16 protein-coding genes are annotated in these 18618 nt (G+C 68.3%); 7 read left to right on the top strand and 9 right to left on the bottom strand.

All coding sequences use genetic code 11. From position 1 onward, the window contains the following. Positions 1-111 precede the first annotated feature (111 nt). The 6 genes from HNQ73_RS12560 (at position 112) to sigJ (ending at position 6387) form a co-directional block, all read left to right on the top strand. The gene (locus tag HNQ73_RS12560) at positions 112-423 is read left to right on the top strand and encodes a hypothetical protein (RefSeq protein ID WP_244650159.1); all 312 of its coding nucleotides are present in this window, start codon (positions 112-114) and stop codon (positions 421-423) included. A gap of 2 nt (positions 424-425) precedes the next feature. Next, a complete protein-coding gene (mdtN, locus tag HNQ73_RS12555) occupies positions 426-1475 on the top strand; it encodes a multidrug transporter subunit MdtN (protein ID WP_183335210.1) in 1050 nt (349 codons plus the stop codon). 13 nt (positions 1476-1488) lie between these two features. Further along, positions 1489-3390, top strand: a complete 1902-nt coding sequence (locus tag HNQ73_RS12550; protein WP_183335209.1) for an FUSC family protein — start codon at positions 1489-1491, stop codon at positions 3388-3390. Then, positions 3387-4952 (top strand): TolC family protein, encoded by a 1566-nt coding sequence (locus HNQ73_RS12545; RefSeq protein ID WP_183335208.1) that lies wholly within the window; start codon positions 3387-3389, stop codon positions 4950-4952. The genes HNQ73_RS12550 and HNQ73_RS12545 overlap by 4 nt, the downstream gene beginning before the upstream one ends. Before the next feature lie 114 nt (positions 4953-5066). Next, complete coding sequence (locus tag HNQ73_RS12540) at positions 5067-5498, top strand: carboxymuconolactone decarboxylase family protein (protein ID WP_183335207.1); 432 nt, start codon at positions 5067-5069, stop codon at positions 5496-5498. 1 nt (position 5499) lies between these two features. Beyond that, entirely contained in the window at positions 5500-6387 is an 888-nt protein-coding gene (gene sigJ, locus HNQ73_RS12535; RefSeq protein WP_183335206.1) for an RNA polymerase sigma factor SigJ, read from the top strand. Between the two features lie 26 nt (positions 6388-6413). Here sigJ and HNQ73_RS12530 read toward each other — a convergent pair whose 3' ends face one another. The 7 genes from HNQ73_RS12530 to HNQ73_RS12500 all read right to left on the bottom strand — a co-directional run bounded on the left by HNQ73_RS12530 (position 6414) and on the right by HNQ73_RS12500 (position 14035). Next, entirely contained in the window at positions 6414-7115 is a 702-nt protein-coding gene (locus tag HNQ73_RS12530) for a class II aldolase/adducin family protein (protein ID WP_183335205.1), read from the bottom strand. A gap of 14 nt (positions 7116-7129) precedes the next feature. Continuing rightward, positions 7130-8566, bottom strand: coding sequence for an FGGY-family carbohydrate kinase (locus HNQ73_RS12525; protein ID WP_183335204.1), 1437 nt, complete (start codon positions 8564-8566; stop codon positions 7130-7132). Positions 8567-8578: 12 nt separating this feature from the next. Beyond that, a complete protein-coding gene (locus HNQ73_RS12520; RefSeq protein WP_183335203.1) occupies positions 8579-9427 on the bottom strand; it encodes a sugar phosphate isomerase/epimerase family protein in 849 nt (282 codons plus the stop codon). 2 nt (positions 9428-9429) lie between these two features. Next, positions 9430-10446, bottom strand: a complete 1017-nt coding sequence (locus HNQ73_RS12515; RefSeq protein WP_183335202.1) for an ABC transporter permease — start codon at positions 10444-10446, stop codon at positions 9430-9432. Continuing rightward, a complete protein-coding gene (locus tag HNQ73_RS12510) occupies positions 10443-11444 on the bottom strand; it encodes an ABC transporter permease (protein WP_183335201.1) in 1002 nt (333 codons plus the stop codon). Before HNQ73_RS12510 ends, HNQ73_RS12515 begins: the two co-directional genes overlap by 4 nt. Then, entirely contained in the window at positions 11437-12954 is a 1518-nt protein-coding gene (locus tag HNQ73_RS12505) for a sugar ABC transporter ATP-binding protein (RefSeq protein WP_183335200.1), read from the bottom strand. Before HNQ73_RS12505 ends, HNQ73_RS12510 begins: the two co-directional genes overlap by 8 nt. A gap of 97 nt (positions 12955-13051) precedes the next feature. Further along, positions 13052-14035 (bottom strand): autoinducer 2 ABC transporter substrate-binding protein, encoded by a 984-nt coding sequence (locus HNQ73_RS12500; RefSeq protein WP_183335199.1) that lies wholly within the window; start codon positions 14033-14035, stop codon positions 13052-13054. Positions 14036-14227: 192 nt separating this feature from the next. On the opposite strand from HNQ73_RS12500, the gene HNQ73_RS12495 reads away from it, so the two are divergent. Continuing rightward, positions 14228-15331: a LacI family DNA-binding transcriptional regulator gene (locus HNQ73_RS12495; RefSeq protein ID WP_183335198.1), complete on the top strand. Its 1104-nt coding sequence runs from the start codon at positions 14228-14230 to the stop codon at positions 15329-15331. A gap of 164 nt (positions 15332-15495) precedes the next feature. On the opposite strand, the gene HNQ73_RS12490 is transcribed toward HNQ73_RS12495, so the two are convergent. Both HNQ73_RS12490 and HNQ73_RS12485 read right to left on the bottom strand, forming a co-directional pair. Further along, positions 15496-16944, bottom strand: a complete 1449-nt coding sequence (locus HNQ73_RS12490) for a globin-coupled sensor protein (protein ID WP_183335197.1) — start codon at positions 16942-16944, stop codon at positions 15496-15498. A gap of 803 nt (positions 16945-17747) precedes the next feature. Then, a complete protein-coding gene (locus tag HNQ73_RS12485) occupies positions 17748-18614 on the bottom strand; it encodes a PCC domain-containing protein (RefSeq protein WP_183335196.1) in 867 nt (288 codons plus the stop codon). Positions 18615-18618: the final 4 nt, after the last annotated feature.

Here is an 18618-nt window from a genome sequence, read left to right as displayed (position 1 = left end):
GTGCCGGAATGTTTTTTTACGTCTTGTTGGCGGGATACGGGTAATGCTAGGCCGGGCGTCACCACCACAGGGCGGGGGTGGTTCGCGGTCTCCGCACAGGGGGGCGGTGTGGTGGCGCGTGCATTGTTGGAGTTCTGGTCCATCCGGCGTGGCCTTCGCACGTTCGCAACGGCGGGGACCCTGGTCACAGGTGGCTGTGCCGCGAGGGACGCATCCCTCGGAGCCCCGGCCCTTCCCCTGTTCAACGCGTTCTTCCCGGCCTGGCTGCTGTGCGCCTTCTGCGGCGTCATCGGCGCCGTGCTTGTGCGTTTCCTGTTCATTCGCATCGGTCTCGACGACGTCCTGCCGGTGCGCCTGCCGGTTTACGTGGCGCTCGCCGTCATCATCGGCCTCTTGGTGTCGCAGTTCGGTTTCGGCAGGTGAGCATGAGCGAGGTCAGCCAGCAGCGTCGCGGCAAGGTTGTTGGCGCCGCCGCCAGTATCGTCATCATCGCCGTGGCCGGGCTGCTCGTCTGGCGCTTCCTGCATCGCGCGGACACCAATCCCCTGTCGCAGGAAGCCACGTTGAGCGCCGAATCGATACCGGTCTCGGCCAGCGTCGCCGGTCGCATCGTCATCATGAACGTCGCTGCCAACCAGGCGGTGAAGAAGGGCGACCTGCTCTTCGCGCTGGATCCCGAGCCCTACCGCCTCGCGCGGGACCAGGCGGCCGCCGACCTGCGCATGGCCGAGGCCGCCCTCGCCGACAAGCGCCGTGCCGTGGTCGCGGAACAGTCGAACGCTGTCATTGCCGAAGAGCAGATCGCGCGCGCCCGCAACAATCTGGAGCTCGCCAGCCAGACCCTTGCCCGTCTCGAGGCGCTGCGCCCCAAGGGCTATGTCAGTGCCCAGGAGGTGGACGCCGCCCGCACGGCGAAGCAGGACGCCGACGTCAGCCTCCGCCAGGCAAAACGGCAGAAGGAAGCGGCAGACGCCCTGATCGGCAGCCTCGCCGCGGCTGAGGCGCTGGTGGAGGCGCGCCGCGCCGCGCTGGCTTTGGCCGAGCGCGCCCTCGCCGACACGCAGGTGCGCGCACCCTTCGACGGCAAGGTGTCGGCCCTCACAGCCGGGGTCGGCGAATACGTTCTGCCGGGCCAGTCGGCCTTCATGCTGATCAACACCGGCACCTGGTACGCCGTCGCTCCCTATGTGGAAACGGAGCTAACCGCCATTTCCGTCGGTAACTGCGCGACCGTCTATGCCCTCGCCGACCGCACGGTTCCGATCCGCGGTGTGGTCGAGAGCATCAGCTGGGGTGTGGCGTCGGAGAGCACCATCAACCTGCCGCGTTCGCTGCCGGTTTCGCCCAAGAGCCTCGACTGGGTCCGCATCGCCCAGCGCTTCCCAGTCCGCATCCGCCTCATCAACCCGCCGGACGGACTGATGCGCGTCGGCGCCTCTGCCACGGCCACGGTGCACCATGGCAAACGCTGCTGATGCGCCGCTCAGGATGATCGGCCGGCAGATCTGGCACGATCTCCAGCCGTTCGAGGGCCGCCTTGCCCTGACATGGCGCACCGCGTTGCTGTGCGCGCTCGTGGCCGGGACGGCCATGATGCACAAGCTGCCGGAGTCGGCCATCAGCTGCTACCTGATCATCTTCCAGATGCGTCCCAACGCGGCCGAATGCGTGGTGCAGGCGGTGGGGCTGATCGTGCTGGCGACACTGCTGGTGCTGGGCCTCGCGCCGGTCATTCAGGCGCTGGCGGAGGCGCCCCTACTGCGCATCGCGCTCATCGCGGGCGTGTCGTTCGCCTTTCTCTATCTCAGTTCTGCGACCCAGCTGGGCGAGATCGGCGCCATCATCGGCCTTGTCATCGCGTTCATCCTCACCATGGTGGACCTGATCCCCGTCGGTGAGATCGCGACGCGGGGCCTGCTCTACGCCTGGGCCATGGCCTGCATGCCGATGGCCTGGATGATCGGCTTCTGCCTGGTGCTCGGAACGGGGCCGCATACCCTGGTGCGCAGGACGGTCGCACAGCGGCTGGAGGCGGCGGCCACGCTCCTGGAGCGCCGCGACAGGCGCGAGGCGCTGGCGCTCGCAGCCGAAGGTCAGGCGGAAGTGGACAAGCGCCTGCTGATGGCGCAGCTGCTGCATACTGCCCCGAAGGCTGAAACGCTGTGGCTGGGCGGTGCGGCGGCAAGCGCCTGGCGAGCGCTGTTCGCTGCTGGCGCCCTGGCGGATGACGTAAGTCAGGCGACGCGCGACATCCTCGCACGCCAATGCCGGGCGGCCGCTGCGGCCATTCGCGCTGGGCGTCGGCCTGCACTGCCGGCAGCGGCGTCTGCGGCCGGGGAACCCGGCGCCGGCGCGAGCCACCCTGCCCTTGCGACGCTGCACGCCATGCTGGCCGGCCTCGCCCGGCCGGACGGTGGAAGCGTTGCGAAGCCTGCGATGTTGCCGCTTCTCGCGCCGGATGCCTTCACGAACCCGGAGCACCAGCAGTTCGCGCTGAAGACCACCGCTGCGGCACTGCTTGCCTATTTCACCTATACGCTGCTGAACTGGGAAGGCATCGCAACGGCCATGGTCACCTGCTACGTGGCCTCGCTCGGCACCATCGGCGAGACCACGCACAAGCTCATGCTGCGCATTTGCGGCTGTCTTCTCGGTGCTGCCATGGGCGTGGCGGCGATCGTCTTCGTCATTCCGCATCTGACATCGGTCGGCGGGCTGATGGCGCTCGTGTTCATCGCCATCCTCCCGGCGGCCTGGGTGTCGACCGGCTCCGAACGCTTATCCTATGGCGGGGTGCAGATCGGCCTCGCCTTCCTGCTCACCGTGCTCGGCGGCTTCGGCCCGAGCACCAGCATGAGCGCCGCCAGCGACCGCATCATCGGCATATTGCTCGGCAACACGCTGGTTTTCGTGATGTTCACCAGTTTCTGGCCGAAAAGCGCAGTGGTCGAGGTACGCCGCCAGCTGGCCGGTGCCCTGCGGGCGCTGGCGCGCATCGCCGCGCTGCCGCCGGGGGCACGAGATGCGGCGGTTAACGATGTTGCTGCGGTGGCGACCATGACCGCCAGGGCAAAAGACGCTCTGGACATGACGCCCTTCGAGCCGCACGGTCAGCGGCCACCTGCAGCCGAGCTGCGTCCCCTCTACGCGTTGGTGGACGAGATCAGCACCCTGCTGCCGGCGATGGTTTTCAGCCCGGACCGGCTGGATGACGCAGCAGCCGAGCTCGATGCCGCCAGTACGCAGCTTGAGGCGGCAGCGAGAGGTCGCCCGCCGGCCGGGGTGAATGCGTTCGCGCATCGGGGGCCGGAAGCCGGGGGGACCGTCTGGGGTAGCATTGGCGCACGGGTGGCGCGCATCGGCACTCTTGCCGCAGGAGGTGCCGCATGACGTCGAAGAAGCCCCGCCTGCAGCAGGGCGCTGCTGCGCGCCGTCGCCGTTTCTGGTCGGTCTGTCTCGTGGCCGGCAGCGTGCTGCCGGCTGCGCTCGGCCTCGCCGGCTGTGCCACAGAGGTCCTCGAGCAGGCACCGACGGATCCTTCCGAGCCGTGGACGCCGGCAGCCGGCACCACGACGCACCAGCCAGGGGCGGACAAGTCCTTCGCCGTCGGCCCGGAGCCGGCCGTCGCCCACATCGATGCGGCGCCGAAAATCGATTCTTCCAGGACGTACGGGCTGCCCGAGCTCATCGATATCGCGCAGTCGCACAATCCGACGACGCGCCTCGCCTGGCTCCAGGCGCGCCAGGCGGCGCTCTCGCAGGGCATGGTAGAGGCGACCTTCCTGCCGATGATCTCAGCCAACGTGGTCGGTGGCCGCCAGCGCGTCTCGTCCGGGGTGGAGATCGCTCCCCTGCCGGAGTTGCGACAGCCCGCCGCCATCGTGGGAGACGTGATCCCGGCCGTTTCGGTGCAGTGGCTGCTGTTCGATTTCGGCCAGCGTCGCGCCCTGCGCGACGCCGCCAGGCACAATTCCATCGCTGCCAACGTGCTGTTTAACGGCGCGCACCAGAAGATCATCTTCGATGTCACCCGCGCCTACTTTCTCTACGGCGCCGCCCGCAGCCGCACCCGCATCGCGGCACAGACGGTGGCGAACGCCCGCGAGATCGAAGCCGCCGCCGATGCGCGCATGAGCAGCGGGATGGGCAATGCCGTCGAGGTGGCCCAGGCGAAGCAGCAGGTCGCCCAGGCGCGGTTTGGGCTGGTGCAGGCCCAGGGCGAGGAGAGTGCCGCCTATCAGGCGCTGCTGACGGCCATGGGCATTTCGCCGATGACGAAGCTGAAGATCAGCGACGCCAGCGGTCGCGCGCTAACGTCGAATTTCGAGGCGCCGACCGAGCAGGCGATCCGCGATGCCCTGGCGCGGCGGCCGGACGTTCTGGCAAGCTACAGGGCGATGCAGGCGGCACGGGCGGAAGTGAAGGCGGCCCAGTCCGAGTTCATGCCCAAGGTGTTCCTGAGCGCTGTGGCCGCAAAGGGCACGAGTAATCTCACGACTGCCGGCCTGCCCACCATCGGCCAACAGGGCTCCGCCACCGGCTTTCTCATCGGAGCCACCGTGCCACTCTATGATGGCGGGCTGCGCGCCGCGCAGCTCCGCAAGGCCGAGGCGCTGGCCGAGTCGAGCGAGACCACGTTCAACCGCGTGCGCTCCGACGCCGTGCGGGAGATTATCGTGGCGGCGGACACGCTGCGCTCGGCCCTGGCATCCTACAGGGCGGCGAGCGAGCTGGTGCGGGCCGCCGACACCACCCGGAGGGCGGCCGCGGCCTCCTACAAGGCGGGCACGGGCTCGATCACACTGGTGACCGCGGCTGACACGGGCCTGCTCACGGCCAGCCAGGCCCGGGCGGACGCCCACGCCGCTTCGCTGGTGGCCGCGGCGAACCTCGCCTTCGTGCTGGGTGCCATGGATTCCGGCGCAACCGCCTCGGGACTGCTCGCTCGGTAGGCCCTCTGCCGACCGCGCACAGCATCTGCGGCCTGCAGGCGCAGGCACGTCACAGACCTAGGGGCCGGATCGTCATCTCAGTGACCGGCGACACTCGCCGTGAAGGAGACGACGATGACTGAAACACGAAGCGTGCGTTACGATCAGGTCATTCCCGATGTGCTGGAGGCGCTCGGCAACGTGCATCCCGTGATCGACCGCCACGGTCTCGACAGAACGATCCACCACCTCGTCCAACTCCGGGCCTCACAAATTAACCGCTGCGCGTTCTGCGTGAAGATGCACACGCGCGAAGCGCGCCAGGACGGTGAGACGAACGAGCGGCTCGACCGCATCGTGGTCTGGGACCAGGCGAAGGATTTTTCCGAGCGCGAGAAGGCCGCCCTCGCCTGGACAGAGGCGCTGACGCAGCTCGACCACCGCCGCGAGCTCGGCGCACTGCGCGCCAGATTGCGTGCGCATTTCTCCGAGGCCGAGATCGGCGCGCTGACGGCCACCGTGGCCATGATCAACCTGTGGAATCGCATCCAGGTCTCGGGGCACTGAGATGGCCGCGGGCGCCCACGAAAAGGTCTTTGAGGACGAGCGACGGCGGCTTTTCGGCCTCGCCTACCGCCTCCTTGGCTCGCGCGCCGACGCCGAGGACGCGGTGCAGGACACGTGGCTGAAATGGCGCCTCGCAGATGCGGATGCGATCGACAATCCGGCCGCCTGGCTGACGGCCGCCTGCACCCGCCGCTGCATCGACATGCTGCGCTCTGCGCACCGCAAGCGGGTTGAGTACACCGGCGCCTGGCTGCCGGAGCCGATACACACCCCCGTGGGGCACGCAGCGGCCGAGAGCCATGAGATGGCGGCGACGCTGACGACGGCCTTTCTCCTGATGCTGGAGCGCCTCACGCCGCGGGAGCGGGCTGCCTACCTGCTGCGCGAGATCTTCGGCATGGACTATGCCGCAGTGGCCGAGGCGATGGACATGCAGGAGCCTGCCGTGCGCAAGCTCGTCTCGCGGGCAAAGACCGCGGTGGGCAGCACCGCTGTGCGCCACGTGGCGCCGCCCGAGCGCCAGCGCGAACTTCTCGTCGCCTTCCAGACCGCTGTAACCGAGGGAACGACGGCGCGCCTGGCACAGCTCCTCACCGAGGACATCCGCATCACCGCCGACGGCGGCGGCAAGGCGGCGGCCGCGCGCGACCCGATCGTGGGTCGCGAGGCCGTGCTCGCCTTCGTCGGCGAGCGGCTGCACGACTGGTGGCAGAGCTATCGCTGGGTGGAAGCCGCCATCAACGGGCAGCTCGGCTTCATCCTCACGGAAGGTGCGGTGCCCGTCGCGGCGGTGACCTTCGGCTTCGATGCCGAGGGCCGGGCGAGCGACGTCTTCATCGTGCGCAACCCGGACAAGCTCGCCGGCCTCGTCCCGCTCGTCCGCCAATGAGCGGGCAACCAGCGGCCAGCACGGGGCTAGCACGCGCTGCCGGCACGGGGCCGGGCGACGTCATTGACGCCGTCGGCCTCGGGCGGAAGGCCATAGCTCATGCGGCGCATCTGGGCAATCACCCGCTCCATCTCGTCGTCGGGCAGGATGGGCGGGTCGCCCAGCGTCAGCGCCTGCACATAGAGCCGCGACAGGGTCTCCACCTCGATGGCGAGCCACAGCGCCGCCTCCAGCGTCTTGCCGAGCGATATCTGGCCATGCTGGCCGAGGAGGCAGGCAAGCCTCCCCTCGAGCGCGGCGAGCGCGTTGTCGGACAGCGCCTGCGTGCCGAAGGTGGCATAGGCGGCGCAGCGGATGTCGTTGCCGCCGGCGACGCCGACCATGTAGTGGAAGGCGGGAATGCGCTTGTAGTGACAGGCGAGCGTCGTCGCATAGACCGAATGGCAGTGCAGCACCACGTTGACGTCGTCCCGCTTGCGCAGGATGTCGCGGTGGAAGCGCCATTCGGATGACGGGCGGCGGCCGACATAGGTGCCGTCGAAGTCCATCTCCACGATGTCCTCCGGTGTCATCGTCTCGTAGGGCAGCGACGAGGGCGTGATCAGGAAGCCGCCGTCGATGCGGACGGAGAGGTTGCCGGCCGTGCCCTGGTTGATGCCACTCGCGTTCATGCGCCGGCAGATGTCCACCATCTCGCGGCGCAGGGCCTGCGTGTCGCTCGTTGCCATGGAAGGCTCCTTTCTCACGATCCTGCTGGGGCCGGCGCGTCGCGATGCACCGCTGCGCGCCAGCGCTGCGCATAGGCAGTGAAGACCGGCGGCAGCGCGCCGGGCTCGCTGAGGTCGACGGGGACAGGCTCCGTGCGCGCGCCGTGACCGGCAAGCAGCGCCGCGCCGGCCGCCACGCCATAGGCATCGAGGCTGAAGCGCACGCGCCGGCCGGGCGCGAAGGCGCCGACGAGCGCCGGATAGAGCGGCTCGCGCACGAAGCTGCCGTCGAGGACCACCTCCCTGCCCGGCCCCAGCGCGGCGAGGCATTCGGCCGTCAGCAGGGCGCAGTAGAGCACGGCGAGGGCCTTGCGTTCGGCGGCCGTCGCCGGCGGCTCGCCGAGAATGCGGCCGCGCCCGGCACTGCCGGGAAACAGGCTGTCGCTGTCGCCGAAGGAGGGCAGAGCCATCGTGCCGCGCGCCGCAAGGCGGGCAGCCGTCTCGACGGCGACGGGCACCTGCGGCGCGTCCGGCCCGGCGATCGCCGCGTATTCCCGCCCGCCCATGCTGAGAACACCGCCGAGCGGAGCGCCGAAGACGTCGCTGTTGCAGGTCATGCCGCGATGCTCGTCGAGCATCTCGAGCGGCGTCGTGCCCGACAGCCCGACGATCCAGGTGCCGGTGGAGATGACCGTCGCCTCGCGCAGGCCCGCCGCCTGGTAGCGGTAGAAGTTCACGCTGCTGTCGTGGCCACCGGCGAAGACGGCGAGAGCCGGCGGCAGGCCATGGCGGGCCGCAAGCGCCGGCCGGATGCTGCCAACCCTTTCCCAGGCCCTGGCGAAGGGCGGCATCAGCCGGCCCCAGCCGCGCGCCGGAACGATGGCGGCCCAGCGCCGCTCGGGCACGTTCCACAGGTGCGACTGGGCGCCGAGCACGCTCGCCTCGGACACGGCAACGCCCGACATGACCCACGCCCAGTACTGCGGAATGCCAAGATACCACCTGGCCGAGGCAACCGCCTGCGGCGCCTCACGCTCCATCCAGAAAAGCTGACGCGCCTGATGGGTCGCCCCGTGCATCAGCGCGCTGCCGCGGTCGAAGAAGGGGCCGGCGAGCGTTGCATAGGCGCGGCGTACCTCCTCCGGCAGTGGCTGCTCGTAGTCGATCATCGGCAGGGCCGCTCCGTCGCCGCCCATGTCGGGATCGTCCCACACCAGGACGCCGCCGGAGCCGTGCCCCGCCGGCACGAACCCGGCGAGCGCATGGCGCCTTGCAAGCGCCCCGAGCCCGTCGAACAGCCATGCGCGGATGGCGGCAAGGTCGTGATGCCGCCACGGCGGGCCCTCCCGCACCGGGTTGGCGAGGCTCAGCGTCTCGAGCACGCGGCCGCCGGCATCGACCGCGCTCAGCTTGATGTTCGTCTTGCCGACGTCGAATACCGCCAAGACGTCATCGGAGCGCATCCCGGCCATCCCGGCCCTCCGTCAGATCAGGCCGTATTGGCGAGCCTTGTTGCGCAGGAAGGGCAGGCCGTTGCCCATCACCTCGGCCTCGTCCTTCGCCACCGGCCGCCAGACGGCGAGACCGTAGGCCACCTCCGGCGGCATGTTGATGAAGCTCTCCATGGCGAGGCCGCCGCGGAAGCCGATGGCCGCCAGCGTGGCGCAGATCTCGTCCCATGGCACGTTGCCGCAGCCGGGCGTGCCGCGGTCGCTCTCGGACATGTGGATGTACTTGAGATGCTCGCGCGCATCGAGGATGCCGTTAGCAGCGCCCTTCTCCTCGATGTTCATGTGGTAGGTATCGAGGTGGACGAAGATGTTGTCGGCGCCGATGCGCTCCACCATCTCCACCGCCTGCCGCGCGGTGTTGATGAGATGGTTTTCGTAGCGGTTGACCGCCTCGATGCCGAGCTCGATGCCGCGGGCCTTGGCATGCCTGGCGGCGGCCGTCAGCGCACGGGCGATGTTGTCGTATTCCTGCTGGGTCGGCGGCACACCGGTGCGCTCGCCGATACCGCCGAAGATGACGCCCGACAGCGCCTCGGCGCCGATGTCCGCCGTCTTGTCAATGGCAACCTTGAGATAGTCGATCGCCGCCTCGGGCCGGCGCGAGGCCCAGGCATGCTCCGGCAGGCCGAGCGAGCAGACGGCCCTCAGGCCGGCCTTCTCGAGCAGTGCGCGCGAATGCGCGGCATCAACCGCCGGCGCGTTGAGCAGCGCGATCTCGATGAAATCCACGCCATAGGACTTTGCGGCGGCGACTGCCCGCTCGGCCCCGGCCCGGTCCCAGGTCATGGTCCACATGCTCGTGTGGACGCCGAATCCCTGCATGGCTACCTCCGTCTTCGTCGTTCGATGCGTGCCACCGCCTGCCCCGCCAGCCAGCGCAGGATCATCACCGCCACCAGCAGCATGCCCCAGACGGCCGTCGCCAGATGCTGGCTGGCGCCGAGGAGATTGAGCCCGGACGACAGGAGCTGCAGGACGACGAGCGCCACGACGACCGGAATTGCCCGGCCGAAGCCGCCGAAGGGGTCGACGCCGCCGAGGAAACAGGCGAGCACGGTGATGAGCAGATAGGCCTCGCCGTGGCCCACACGCACGGAGTTGAAGCGCGCCAGCATGATGATGCCCGCGACCGAGCACATGAGGCCCGAGAGCGTGTAGACGAGAACGATGACCTTGCGCGTGTCGACGCCGGAATAGCGGGCGGCGGCGATGTTCGAGCCGATCATGTAGATGTTGAAGCCGAGCCGCGTGCGCGACAGCAGCAGGTGCCACAGCCCCGCGCAGGCGAGGAAAACGACGAGCGGCACCGGCACACCGAGGACAGACCCGTGCCCGAATGGCCGGATGAAGGCCGGAAAGCCGGAGATGTCACCGCCGCGCGTCAGGAACTCGCCGAGCCCGCGCAGGAAGATCATCATCGCCAGCGTCACGAGGATCGGGTGGGCGCGGGAGAAGGCGATGACGAGCCCCATGACGAGACCGCTCGCCGCCCCCGCCGCCAGCGCCAGCACAACCCCGAGCGCGAAGGCTGCCGGGCCCGCATCGACCCCGCCGTTCCGGTGCAGCACCCAGGCGACCGTCAGCCCGGCGATGTTGGCGGTGAAGGTGATGGCAAGGTTGAGCCCGCCGGTGAGGATCGGCAGCAGCATGGCGAGCGTCAGCAGGCCGAGCTCCGGCAACTGGAAGGCGACGGAGCCGAAGGTGGCCGACGACAGGAAGCGCGGCGTCGCCAGGCTGAAGACCAGCATCACCAGGACGAAGGCGGCGAGCGGCCCGGCGAGGTCGGCGCTCAGGCCCTGCTGTGGGCGCCTGAGGGGCAGGACGAGGAAGGGAGAGGTCATGGCGCCGCCCTTCCCTCACGGCGCGGGGCCAGCAGCTTGCCGACCTGCGCATTGGACAAGGTGATGGCGACGAGGATGATGACGCCGATGATCATGCGGAAAGCGTAGGGCGAGGCTCCGAGCAGGTTGAGCCCGTTCTGCACGATGGCGACGAGCAGCACCCCCAGCACACAGCCGAGCACGGAGCCCCGCCCCCCGCCGAGCCGCGCCCCGCCGAGGACGACTGCGGCCAGCACGTCGAGCTCACGCCCGTAGAGCGCGTTGGGCACCACCTCCTGCGCATAATGGGCCTGCACGAGGCCGCCAATGCCGGCCATCAGACCAAGCCAGCCGAAGGCGATGAACTGCATGGCGGCGACGGAGATGCCGAAGCGGCGCGCCCCCTCAGGATTGTCGCCGAAGGCATAAAGCTGGCGCCCCGTTGTGGTGTGGCGGATGAGCGCCCAGGTGGCGACGACGCACAGGGCCATGACCAGCACCGGCAGCCGCAGCTCCGCCCAGCTGCCATCCGCCATCTGCCGCTCGAAGAGAATGACCTTTTCCGTCCACCAGTCCGGCAGGTCGTAGATCGACACCCCCCGCGTGAAGAACATCAGCAGGCCGAAGTAGATGTTGAAGGTGGCGATGGTGACGACGATGGAGATGATGCGGAAGCGGTGGATGAGGAAGGCGTTGAAGGCGCCGAGCAGGATGCCGATGGAACCGGCGATGAGCAGGCCGCTCGCCCATCCGCCGCCGCCGATCCGGGCCAGCGCGAGCGCCGTCAGGTACTGGACCACCGAGGCCGCGACGGCGAAGGAGATGTCGATGCCGCCCGCGATCAGCACCACGAGCAGGCCGACCGCGAAGATGATGTTGACGGCGCTGGCGTTGAGGAGGTCAAACAGGTTGACGAGCGTGAAGAAGCGGTCGCTCGCCAGCGACAGGACGAGGCAGATCGCCGCGATCACTGCGAGCAGCACCATCTCGGTGGCCTGGGTCTGAAGCTTCCTAAGCATAGACCGCCGCCTCCAGCTCCGGCAGCGTGATGCTGCGCGGGTCGTATTCGCCGACGATGCGTCCGCGGGCCAAGTGCAGCACCCGGTCGGCGTTGTAGTAGACCTCCGGCAGCTCGTCGGAGATGAGGATGATGGCGAGCCCCTCCTCTGCCAGCCGCGCGACGATGTCGAAGATGCCGGCGCGGGCCCCGACGTCGACCCCCACGGTCGGCGCATCGAGGATGAGCAGGCGCGGGTCGGTGGCGAGCCACTTTGCGATGGCGACGCGCTGCTGGTTGCCGCCCGAGAGCGTCGAGACGGCATCCTCCGGCCGGCCGATCCTGATGCCGAGCTCGCTGATCCAGCGGGAGACAAGCTCCTCCTTCCGGCGCCGCGAGATGAGCCCGCCGCGGATGATCCGGTCAAGGGAGGCGACGACGAGATTGTCGGCGATGGACTGGGGCTGGATGAGCCCGAGCGCCAGCCGGTCCTCCGACAGGTAGGCGATGCCGGCGCGGATCGCATCCCGGTTGGAGGCGAAGCGCACCGGCTCGCCGTCGAGACGGATGGTGCCCGCATGCGGGCGGCGCATGCCGAAGAGCGTGAGCGCCAGCTCGGTGCGCCCGGCGCCGAGCAGGCCCGTGATGCCGAGTGTCTCCCCGCGCCGCACCTCGAGCGAAACGTTCTCGAACTCGCCGCGCCGGGTGAGACCCTCCACCGTGAGCACGGCAGGCGCCCCGGCACGGGAGCGGGCGCGCACGTTGGTGTCGAAGGTGCGGCCCGTCATCAGCTCCGTGATGCGCGAGGGGGTCATCTCCTTGGCCGGATAGACGCCAACAAGGCGCCCGTCGCGCAGCACCGTTATCCGGTCCGAGACCTCGATGACCTCGGCGAGGCGATGGCTGACGAAGACGACCGCGATCCCCTCGCGCGAGAGGGTGCGCACGATGTCGAGGAGGTGCCTCGTCTCCGCCTGCGTCAGGGAGGCCGTCGGCTCGTCCATGAAGATGATCTTCGCCTCGCCGACGAGCGCGCGGGCGATGGCGACGATCTGCCGACGGGCGATGGAATAGTCCCGCAGCGGCAGGTCGAGATCGAGGCTGGTGCCGAGCCGGGCGAGCACGCGGCGCGCCGTCTCGCGCATCGCCCTGTGGTCGACGAGGCGCGGGCGGGCGCCGACCACTTCCTGGAAGGCGATGTTCTCGGCCACGGTCATTTCCGGGAAGAGGGCGAGATCCTGCCAGATGACGCGGATGCCGGCGGCCTGCGCGGCCACCGGGGTCATGTGATCGTAGACCACGCCGTCGAAGGTGATGCGCGCCACCCCGTCCGGCCGGTAGACACCGGTAATGACCTTGATGAGCGTGCTCTTGCCCGAGCCGTTCTCGCCGGCGAGACAGTGCACCTCACCGGGCATCACCTCGAAGGAAACGCCCTTCAGCGCCTGGACACCCCCGAAGGTGACGCTGACGTCGCTCAGCGACAGGAGGGGCCGGGGCGCTGCCGCGGCGCCCGGAACAGCCGTAGCCATGTCTTACCCGCTCTCGCTTGCCAGCCGATGGGCCGGGCGGCCTCCCGCCCGGCCGGGAGCAGTCGCAGCTCCCGGAGCCGCTCTTCCGGCCCCGCTGCTAGAGGCCCATGTCGGCGAGCTGGTCCACCGTATCCTTGTTGATGGCAACGAGCTGGTCGACGATGAGGTTGTTGCCTTCGGGCGTGACCTTGCCCAGGCCCTCGATCTCCACGCCGGCCTCGATCTTGGCGCCCTTCATCAACATATCGGCCAGGGTGACGAAAACCTCACCGGCCTGCTTCGGATTCCACATGAAGCCGCCGGAGATGGCGTCGGACTTGATGAGCTTGCGTCCCTGGCCGGGCGAGAAGGGCCCGAGCACGAAGATCTCGCCGATCTTGCGCCGCTCCTCGACGGCGCGGCCAGCGCCGATGGGCCCCTGGCTGCCGAAGGCGAGGAAGCCCTTGAGGTCCGGATGGGCGGAGATGAGGTCGAGCGCCGTCTTGCGGCTGGCATCGACATCCTCGGCGACGCCGTAACGGTCGCCCACCAGCTCCATCTGCGGATACTTCTCCTTGAGATAGGCGATGGCGGCGTCCGCCCAGGCGTTGTGCAGCGGCACCGTCAGCGAGCCGACGAAGACAGCGTACTTGCCCTTGCCGCCCATCTTCTGGGCAAGCAGCTCGGCATGCGCCTCACCGAAGCCGTTGGCGGAGGCAAGCTCGAAGTTCCAGTCGGCGCCCTTCTGGCCGGGCGATTCATGGGTGATGACGATGATGCCGTTCTGCTGGGCCTTGGTCAGCACCGGCTCCAGCACCGCCGCGTCGTTCGGCACGACGCCGATGACCTTGACACCCTGGGCGATGAGATCCTCGATGGCGCGGACCTGCAGCGCCGGGTCCGCGCTCGTCGGGCCGATCATGAAGGCATCGACGCCGAGCTTGGCGGCCCGCTCCTTGATGCCGGCCTCCATGGCGTTGAACCACGGAATGCCGCCGATCTTCACGACGATGCCGACCTTGCCGGTCTCCTGTGCCGCTGCCGAAAAGGCCGATGCGATGGACAAGGACGCTGCGACCGCAGCGACAAGCAGTCTCTTCATGCTTTCCTCCCTGGCAGCCGTGTCCGCCCCCTGCGCGGACACCTGCTCGCAGCCCTGTCGTTGACCGATCTCTGTGGGGCTTGCACAATCGATGGTGCAACTATTCCGCAGTTGCTATCCTGCCGTCAAGCAGTGAATAAGCGCCGTCGGGCCAACCGGTGCGGGACAGACGCGGCGACTGCCGGATTCACCATGAAGAGAAGCGGCAAGAGAAAGACAATCTATGACCTGTCGGCGCTGTCGGGCTGCTCGCCATCGACGGTGAGCGCCGTGCTCAACGGCTCTTGGCGCAAGCGCCGCATCAGCGAGAAGACGGCGGCGCTGATCCGCAAGCTCGCCGACAGCCATCAGTACACCGCCAACCGGCAGGCCCGAGGCCTGCGGCGCTCGCGTTCCGGCCTCGTCGGCCTCCTGCTGCCGCTCTATGACAACCGCTACTTCTCCTCCATGGCCCAGACCTTCGAGGCGATGGTGCGCGCCCGGGGCGAATGCCCGATCGTGGCAAGCGCCAGCCGCGACCCGAAGGCGGAGCGAGAGACGGCCGAGAGCCTCATTGCCTATTCGGTGGACGAGCTCTTCATCTGCGGCGCCACCGACCCCGACGGCGTGCACGAGATCTGCGAGAAGGCCGGGTTGCGACACGTCAACATCGACCTGCCGGGCACCCTCGCCCCCTCGGTCATCAGCGACAACTACGACGGCGCCTGCCGGCTCACCGAGGCCGTCATCCGCCACTGTGCCCGGACAGAGCCGCTGCGGCCGGAGGATCTCTATCTCTTCGGCGGACGGGACGACCATGCGAGCCGCGAGCGCCTGCGCGGCTTCCGCACCGTCAAGCGCGGGATGCTCGGCGCCGATCCGGACGCCTGCATTCAGCCCACGGGCTATTCGGCCAACAACACGCGCCTCGCCTTCGAGGCCTTCTTCGCGCGCGAGGGTCGCCTGCCACGGGCCATTATCATCAACTCCACCATCAACCTCGAAGGCTTCCTGCGTTTCATGGCAGGTGTCCCGCAAGCCGCGTTCCGTGATCTCGTCATCGGCTGCTACGACTACGATCCCTTCGCATCCTTCCTGCCCTTCCCGGTGATCATGATCCGCCAGAATGTCGAGGCGATGCTGGCCAGAGCCTTCGAGATCATCGCCGATCCGGAGGCCGCGGCCGGGATCCACCTCGTGGCGCCGGAGCTCGTACCGCCGCGCACAGCCCTTCCGGGCCCGCTTGACGCGCTGAAGGACACGCCGTGGCGACCGCTCGACGTCTCCGCTGGGGAGAAGCTTGCCAAGTCAGCCTAGACGGTTCCCGGCGAGGGCGCGGCCTGGCGTCGGACCGGCCGGAGGCTGCGCGGCTTCCACGAACGTCGCGCATTCGTCCCCTGCACACTGCGCGAGACGGTCCGGCCCGGACGCCTGCGCGCCGGCGGAGCCGGAAGGGGCCTCGCGGGCGAGGCCCTGTGGCCTTACGGGTTCGCCACCTTCAGGAAGGTCGAGATGACGTCCCGCAGGTTGGCGAGTTCCTTGTCGAGGGTCCTCTTCGCCTCGCCGACCTGGTTGGCAGCCTCCGCCGCCTTGGCGGTCTCTGCGTTCAGCGTCGCGACGTTGCCGGCCACGACCTCGGTGTGCTCCGTGGTCTGGGCCACGTTCGTCGCGATCCCCTCGGTCACGGCGGACTGCTCCTCCACCGAGGCGGCGATGGCCGTTGCGATCCGGCTCACTTCCTCGACCACCCGCGCGATCTGCTCGATCTGTTCCACGGAACGCTGGGTCGCGGCCTGGATTGCGGCGATGCGATTACCGATCTCGGCCGTCGCATCGTTGGTCTGATTGGCGAGAACCTTCACCTCCCCGGCCACGACCGCGAAGCCCCGGCCGGCCTCTCCCGCCCTTGCGGCCTCGATGGTCGCATTGAGCGCGAGCATGTTGGTCTGGCTCGCCACCGTGCGGATGAGATCGACGACGACCCCGATCTCCTTGGCGTGATCGGCAAGCTCGATGATCGTGTCCTTCGTCTCCCACGCGCTGGAGAGCGCGTCGCGCGCCACATGGGCCGACCGGTTCGCCCGTTCGCCGATCTCGCGGACGGACACGGCGAGTTCCTCCGTCGCGGCCGCGCCGGTGCCCATGTTGGCAGCCGTCTGCCTCGCGGCAATGGCCACGTCGTTGGCGAGCGCGTTCGCCGTGCTTGTCACGCCGTCGAGGGTCTCGGCGCTGTCCGATAGGGCCTGGCTCGCCTCGGCCGCGATGGCAAGGCTCCTGTTGACCGCGCCGGAGAACTGGACAACTGCCTCGGCGAGCGTCTTGCCGCGCCTCTCCCGCTCCTCCAGCAACGCATCTTGGTAGACGGAGATCGCGTAGCTCATGTCGAGCGTCACGGCCTTGTTGAGCGTGACGATCTTCCGCGCCAGCGCAGCGCCGCTGAAGCGATGGCTGCGTGCCAGGCACAGGACGAGCTCGTTCAAGACGAAGTTGTAGCCCCCGATGTACCACGCCGGCTCCAGGCCGATCCGGTTGTGGACGAGACCGATGCGGCGCGTGCTGACCACGTAGTCGTCGTCGAAGCGACCGCTGAACAGCCGCTCCCAGTGGACCGACTGGGCCTCGGTCAGACGTTCCTCGTGAGGGCCGATGAGCTGCTTGAGACGCGGCTCCGTCCCGAGATGCTGGTAGAAGCGCCGGATGATCCCGGGTAGCGAAGGTTTGATGTCGGTCCAGAGCGCCTTCAGTTCCTGCCGCGTGTCGTTGTTGATCTGAAGAAACCTCAGTCTTCCGAGAGTTGTCGCATCCCGTCCGGAATGAGGCGTCCCCGCAGCACTGTGATCCTGGTCATCCGGCTCGTCGTCCGGCGGGACAGGAACGAAGGTCTGGACGGGATAGCGGCTGGCAGGGCGGCTTTGAAGAACCGTGTTCATGCTTCGGCTCCGTTCCCTTGTACTCGGACGGCATGCCAGGTCACGCGAGCGTCGACTGTGCGGCCTCGTCGATGCTCCCGGATGGCCGCGCGTCCACCGTCGCCCTTCCGGAGAAACACAAACGACTGACAGTTCATGACACGCCTCCCCACAAAACCGCGCTGCTACGCATAGTACTTCGATTTGAATCGAGCATTACGACCAGCATGTCTAGCTGATTAGACGCGGTGTATGCGTCTTACAGTGCGACAAAAAGACCGCGCACTATTTGTTCACATGATAATGTTACGTCGTCTATGCCACGAACGGATTATGTCAAGTGCCGCTGATGCCCCGAACAAAGGGGGCGTAACTTTCGGCATGCAATCCGATTTGGTCAATATACACCGTCAGCCAACCCGCCGGCCGGTGGCTGAGAAGCCCTCGAACAGCCGGGCCCCCCGTCAGGATGCTCCGTCGTCGTACAGCTACCTGAGCGCAATGAGGGGCAGAAAAATGCCGATCAAACGATCCATCGGCAATTCATCGGTGATAGCAAATTTTAAGATCATCAAGCTTGCGCGACGCTTGCAGGCTGGAAAAAACACCTTCTGTTCGGGCGGCGGGGGCACCTTCGAGTACGATGAAGGCCGCCGCGGACGCCGAAATGCCTGTGCCAGGACGCCGCACATCGCTCCGAATGCTGGACGACATCGTTCGCAATGGAGCAAGTCCGCGATGCCCGCCCTTGGGCCAGAAGCGGACGAAAAGCGGGTGCCCGGCCCGGCACCGATGCTTTCCGGGGACTTCCGCGATGTCGACGCCTATACCGGACGAGCGGGCGGGCGTTCGGCCTCCTCGACCACGAGCAGCTCAAAGGTCACGCAGGTCACATTGCCGTCGTGCTGCAGACGCCCGGCACCGATCGCACCGTCCATGCCGACGAGCGCGATGTCGAGGTCGCAGCGACCGGCGGCGACGCGGCCGGCGGTGACGAGCACCTCCGTCGCGTAAGACGTCATCTCCGGCGCATCGGTGAAGGTCGCACCGACGAGACTGCCGATGCCGTGGACGGAAGCCGAGCTGATGCCGTGCTCGCGGCAGAGACGCTCGATCGCAGGCGCGATGTCCTCGTTCGGCTTGATCGTGCAGGCGAGCGCGCGGAGCCCTTCGGGCTTGTCCCCCGCCTCCGCCGGCACGGCACGGAACAGCCTGAAGTTCGTCTCGTCGTCCTGGCGCACGTCGAAGAGGGCACCGGCGAGCCCCCAGGCCGTGGCTTCGACAGGCTCGCTCAGGCAGGAGTCGACCGGCAGGAGATGGCCCATGCGGCGCGTGCCGTCCGCGAGCGTCCAAAGGCCGTGGCAGTGCAGGAACGGCTCGCCGTCGCGGCGCCCGACGACGAGGCCGGCATCCTCGACCACTGTCACGCCGGCGGGCGCAAAGGTCTCGCTGTACCAGGCCGCGTAAGCGCCGTCCGGCGCTGCGGCGGGAATGACGTAACGCATCGGGTCGACACGCGCGCCGGCAAGGCGCACGTAGCCGCCGGCAAAACCGGCCTGCGCGAAGGCATGGCCGATTGCCTCGTTGACGCTGATGCCCGCGGCGAGCGTCAGCCGCAACGGCACGGCTGTGCACGGCACTACAAAGTTGCGCTCGCGGGAGACCGGGCCCGGATGGCGGATGCTGCGCATCGGA

The organism is Chelatococcus composti (assembly GCF_014201415.1).
Lineage (GTDB): Bacteria > Pseudomonadota > Alphaproteobacteria > Rhizobiales > Beijerinckiaceae > Chelatococcus_A > Chelatococcus_A composti.
Note: the sequence above shows the minus strand (reverse complement) of the source record. Positions and strands in the feature narration are given on the sequence as shown.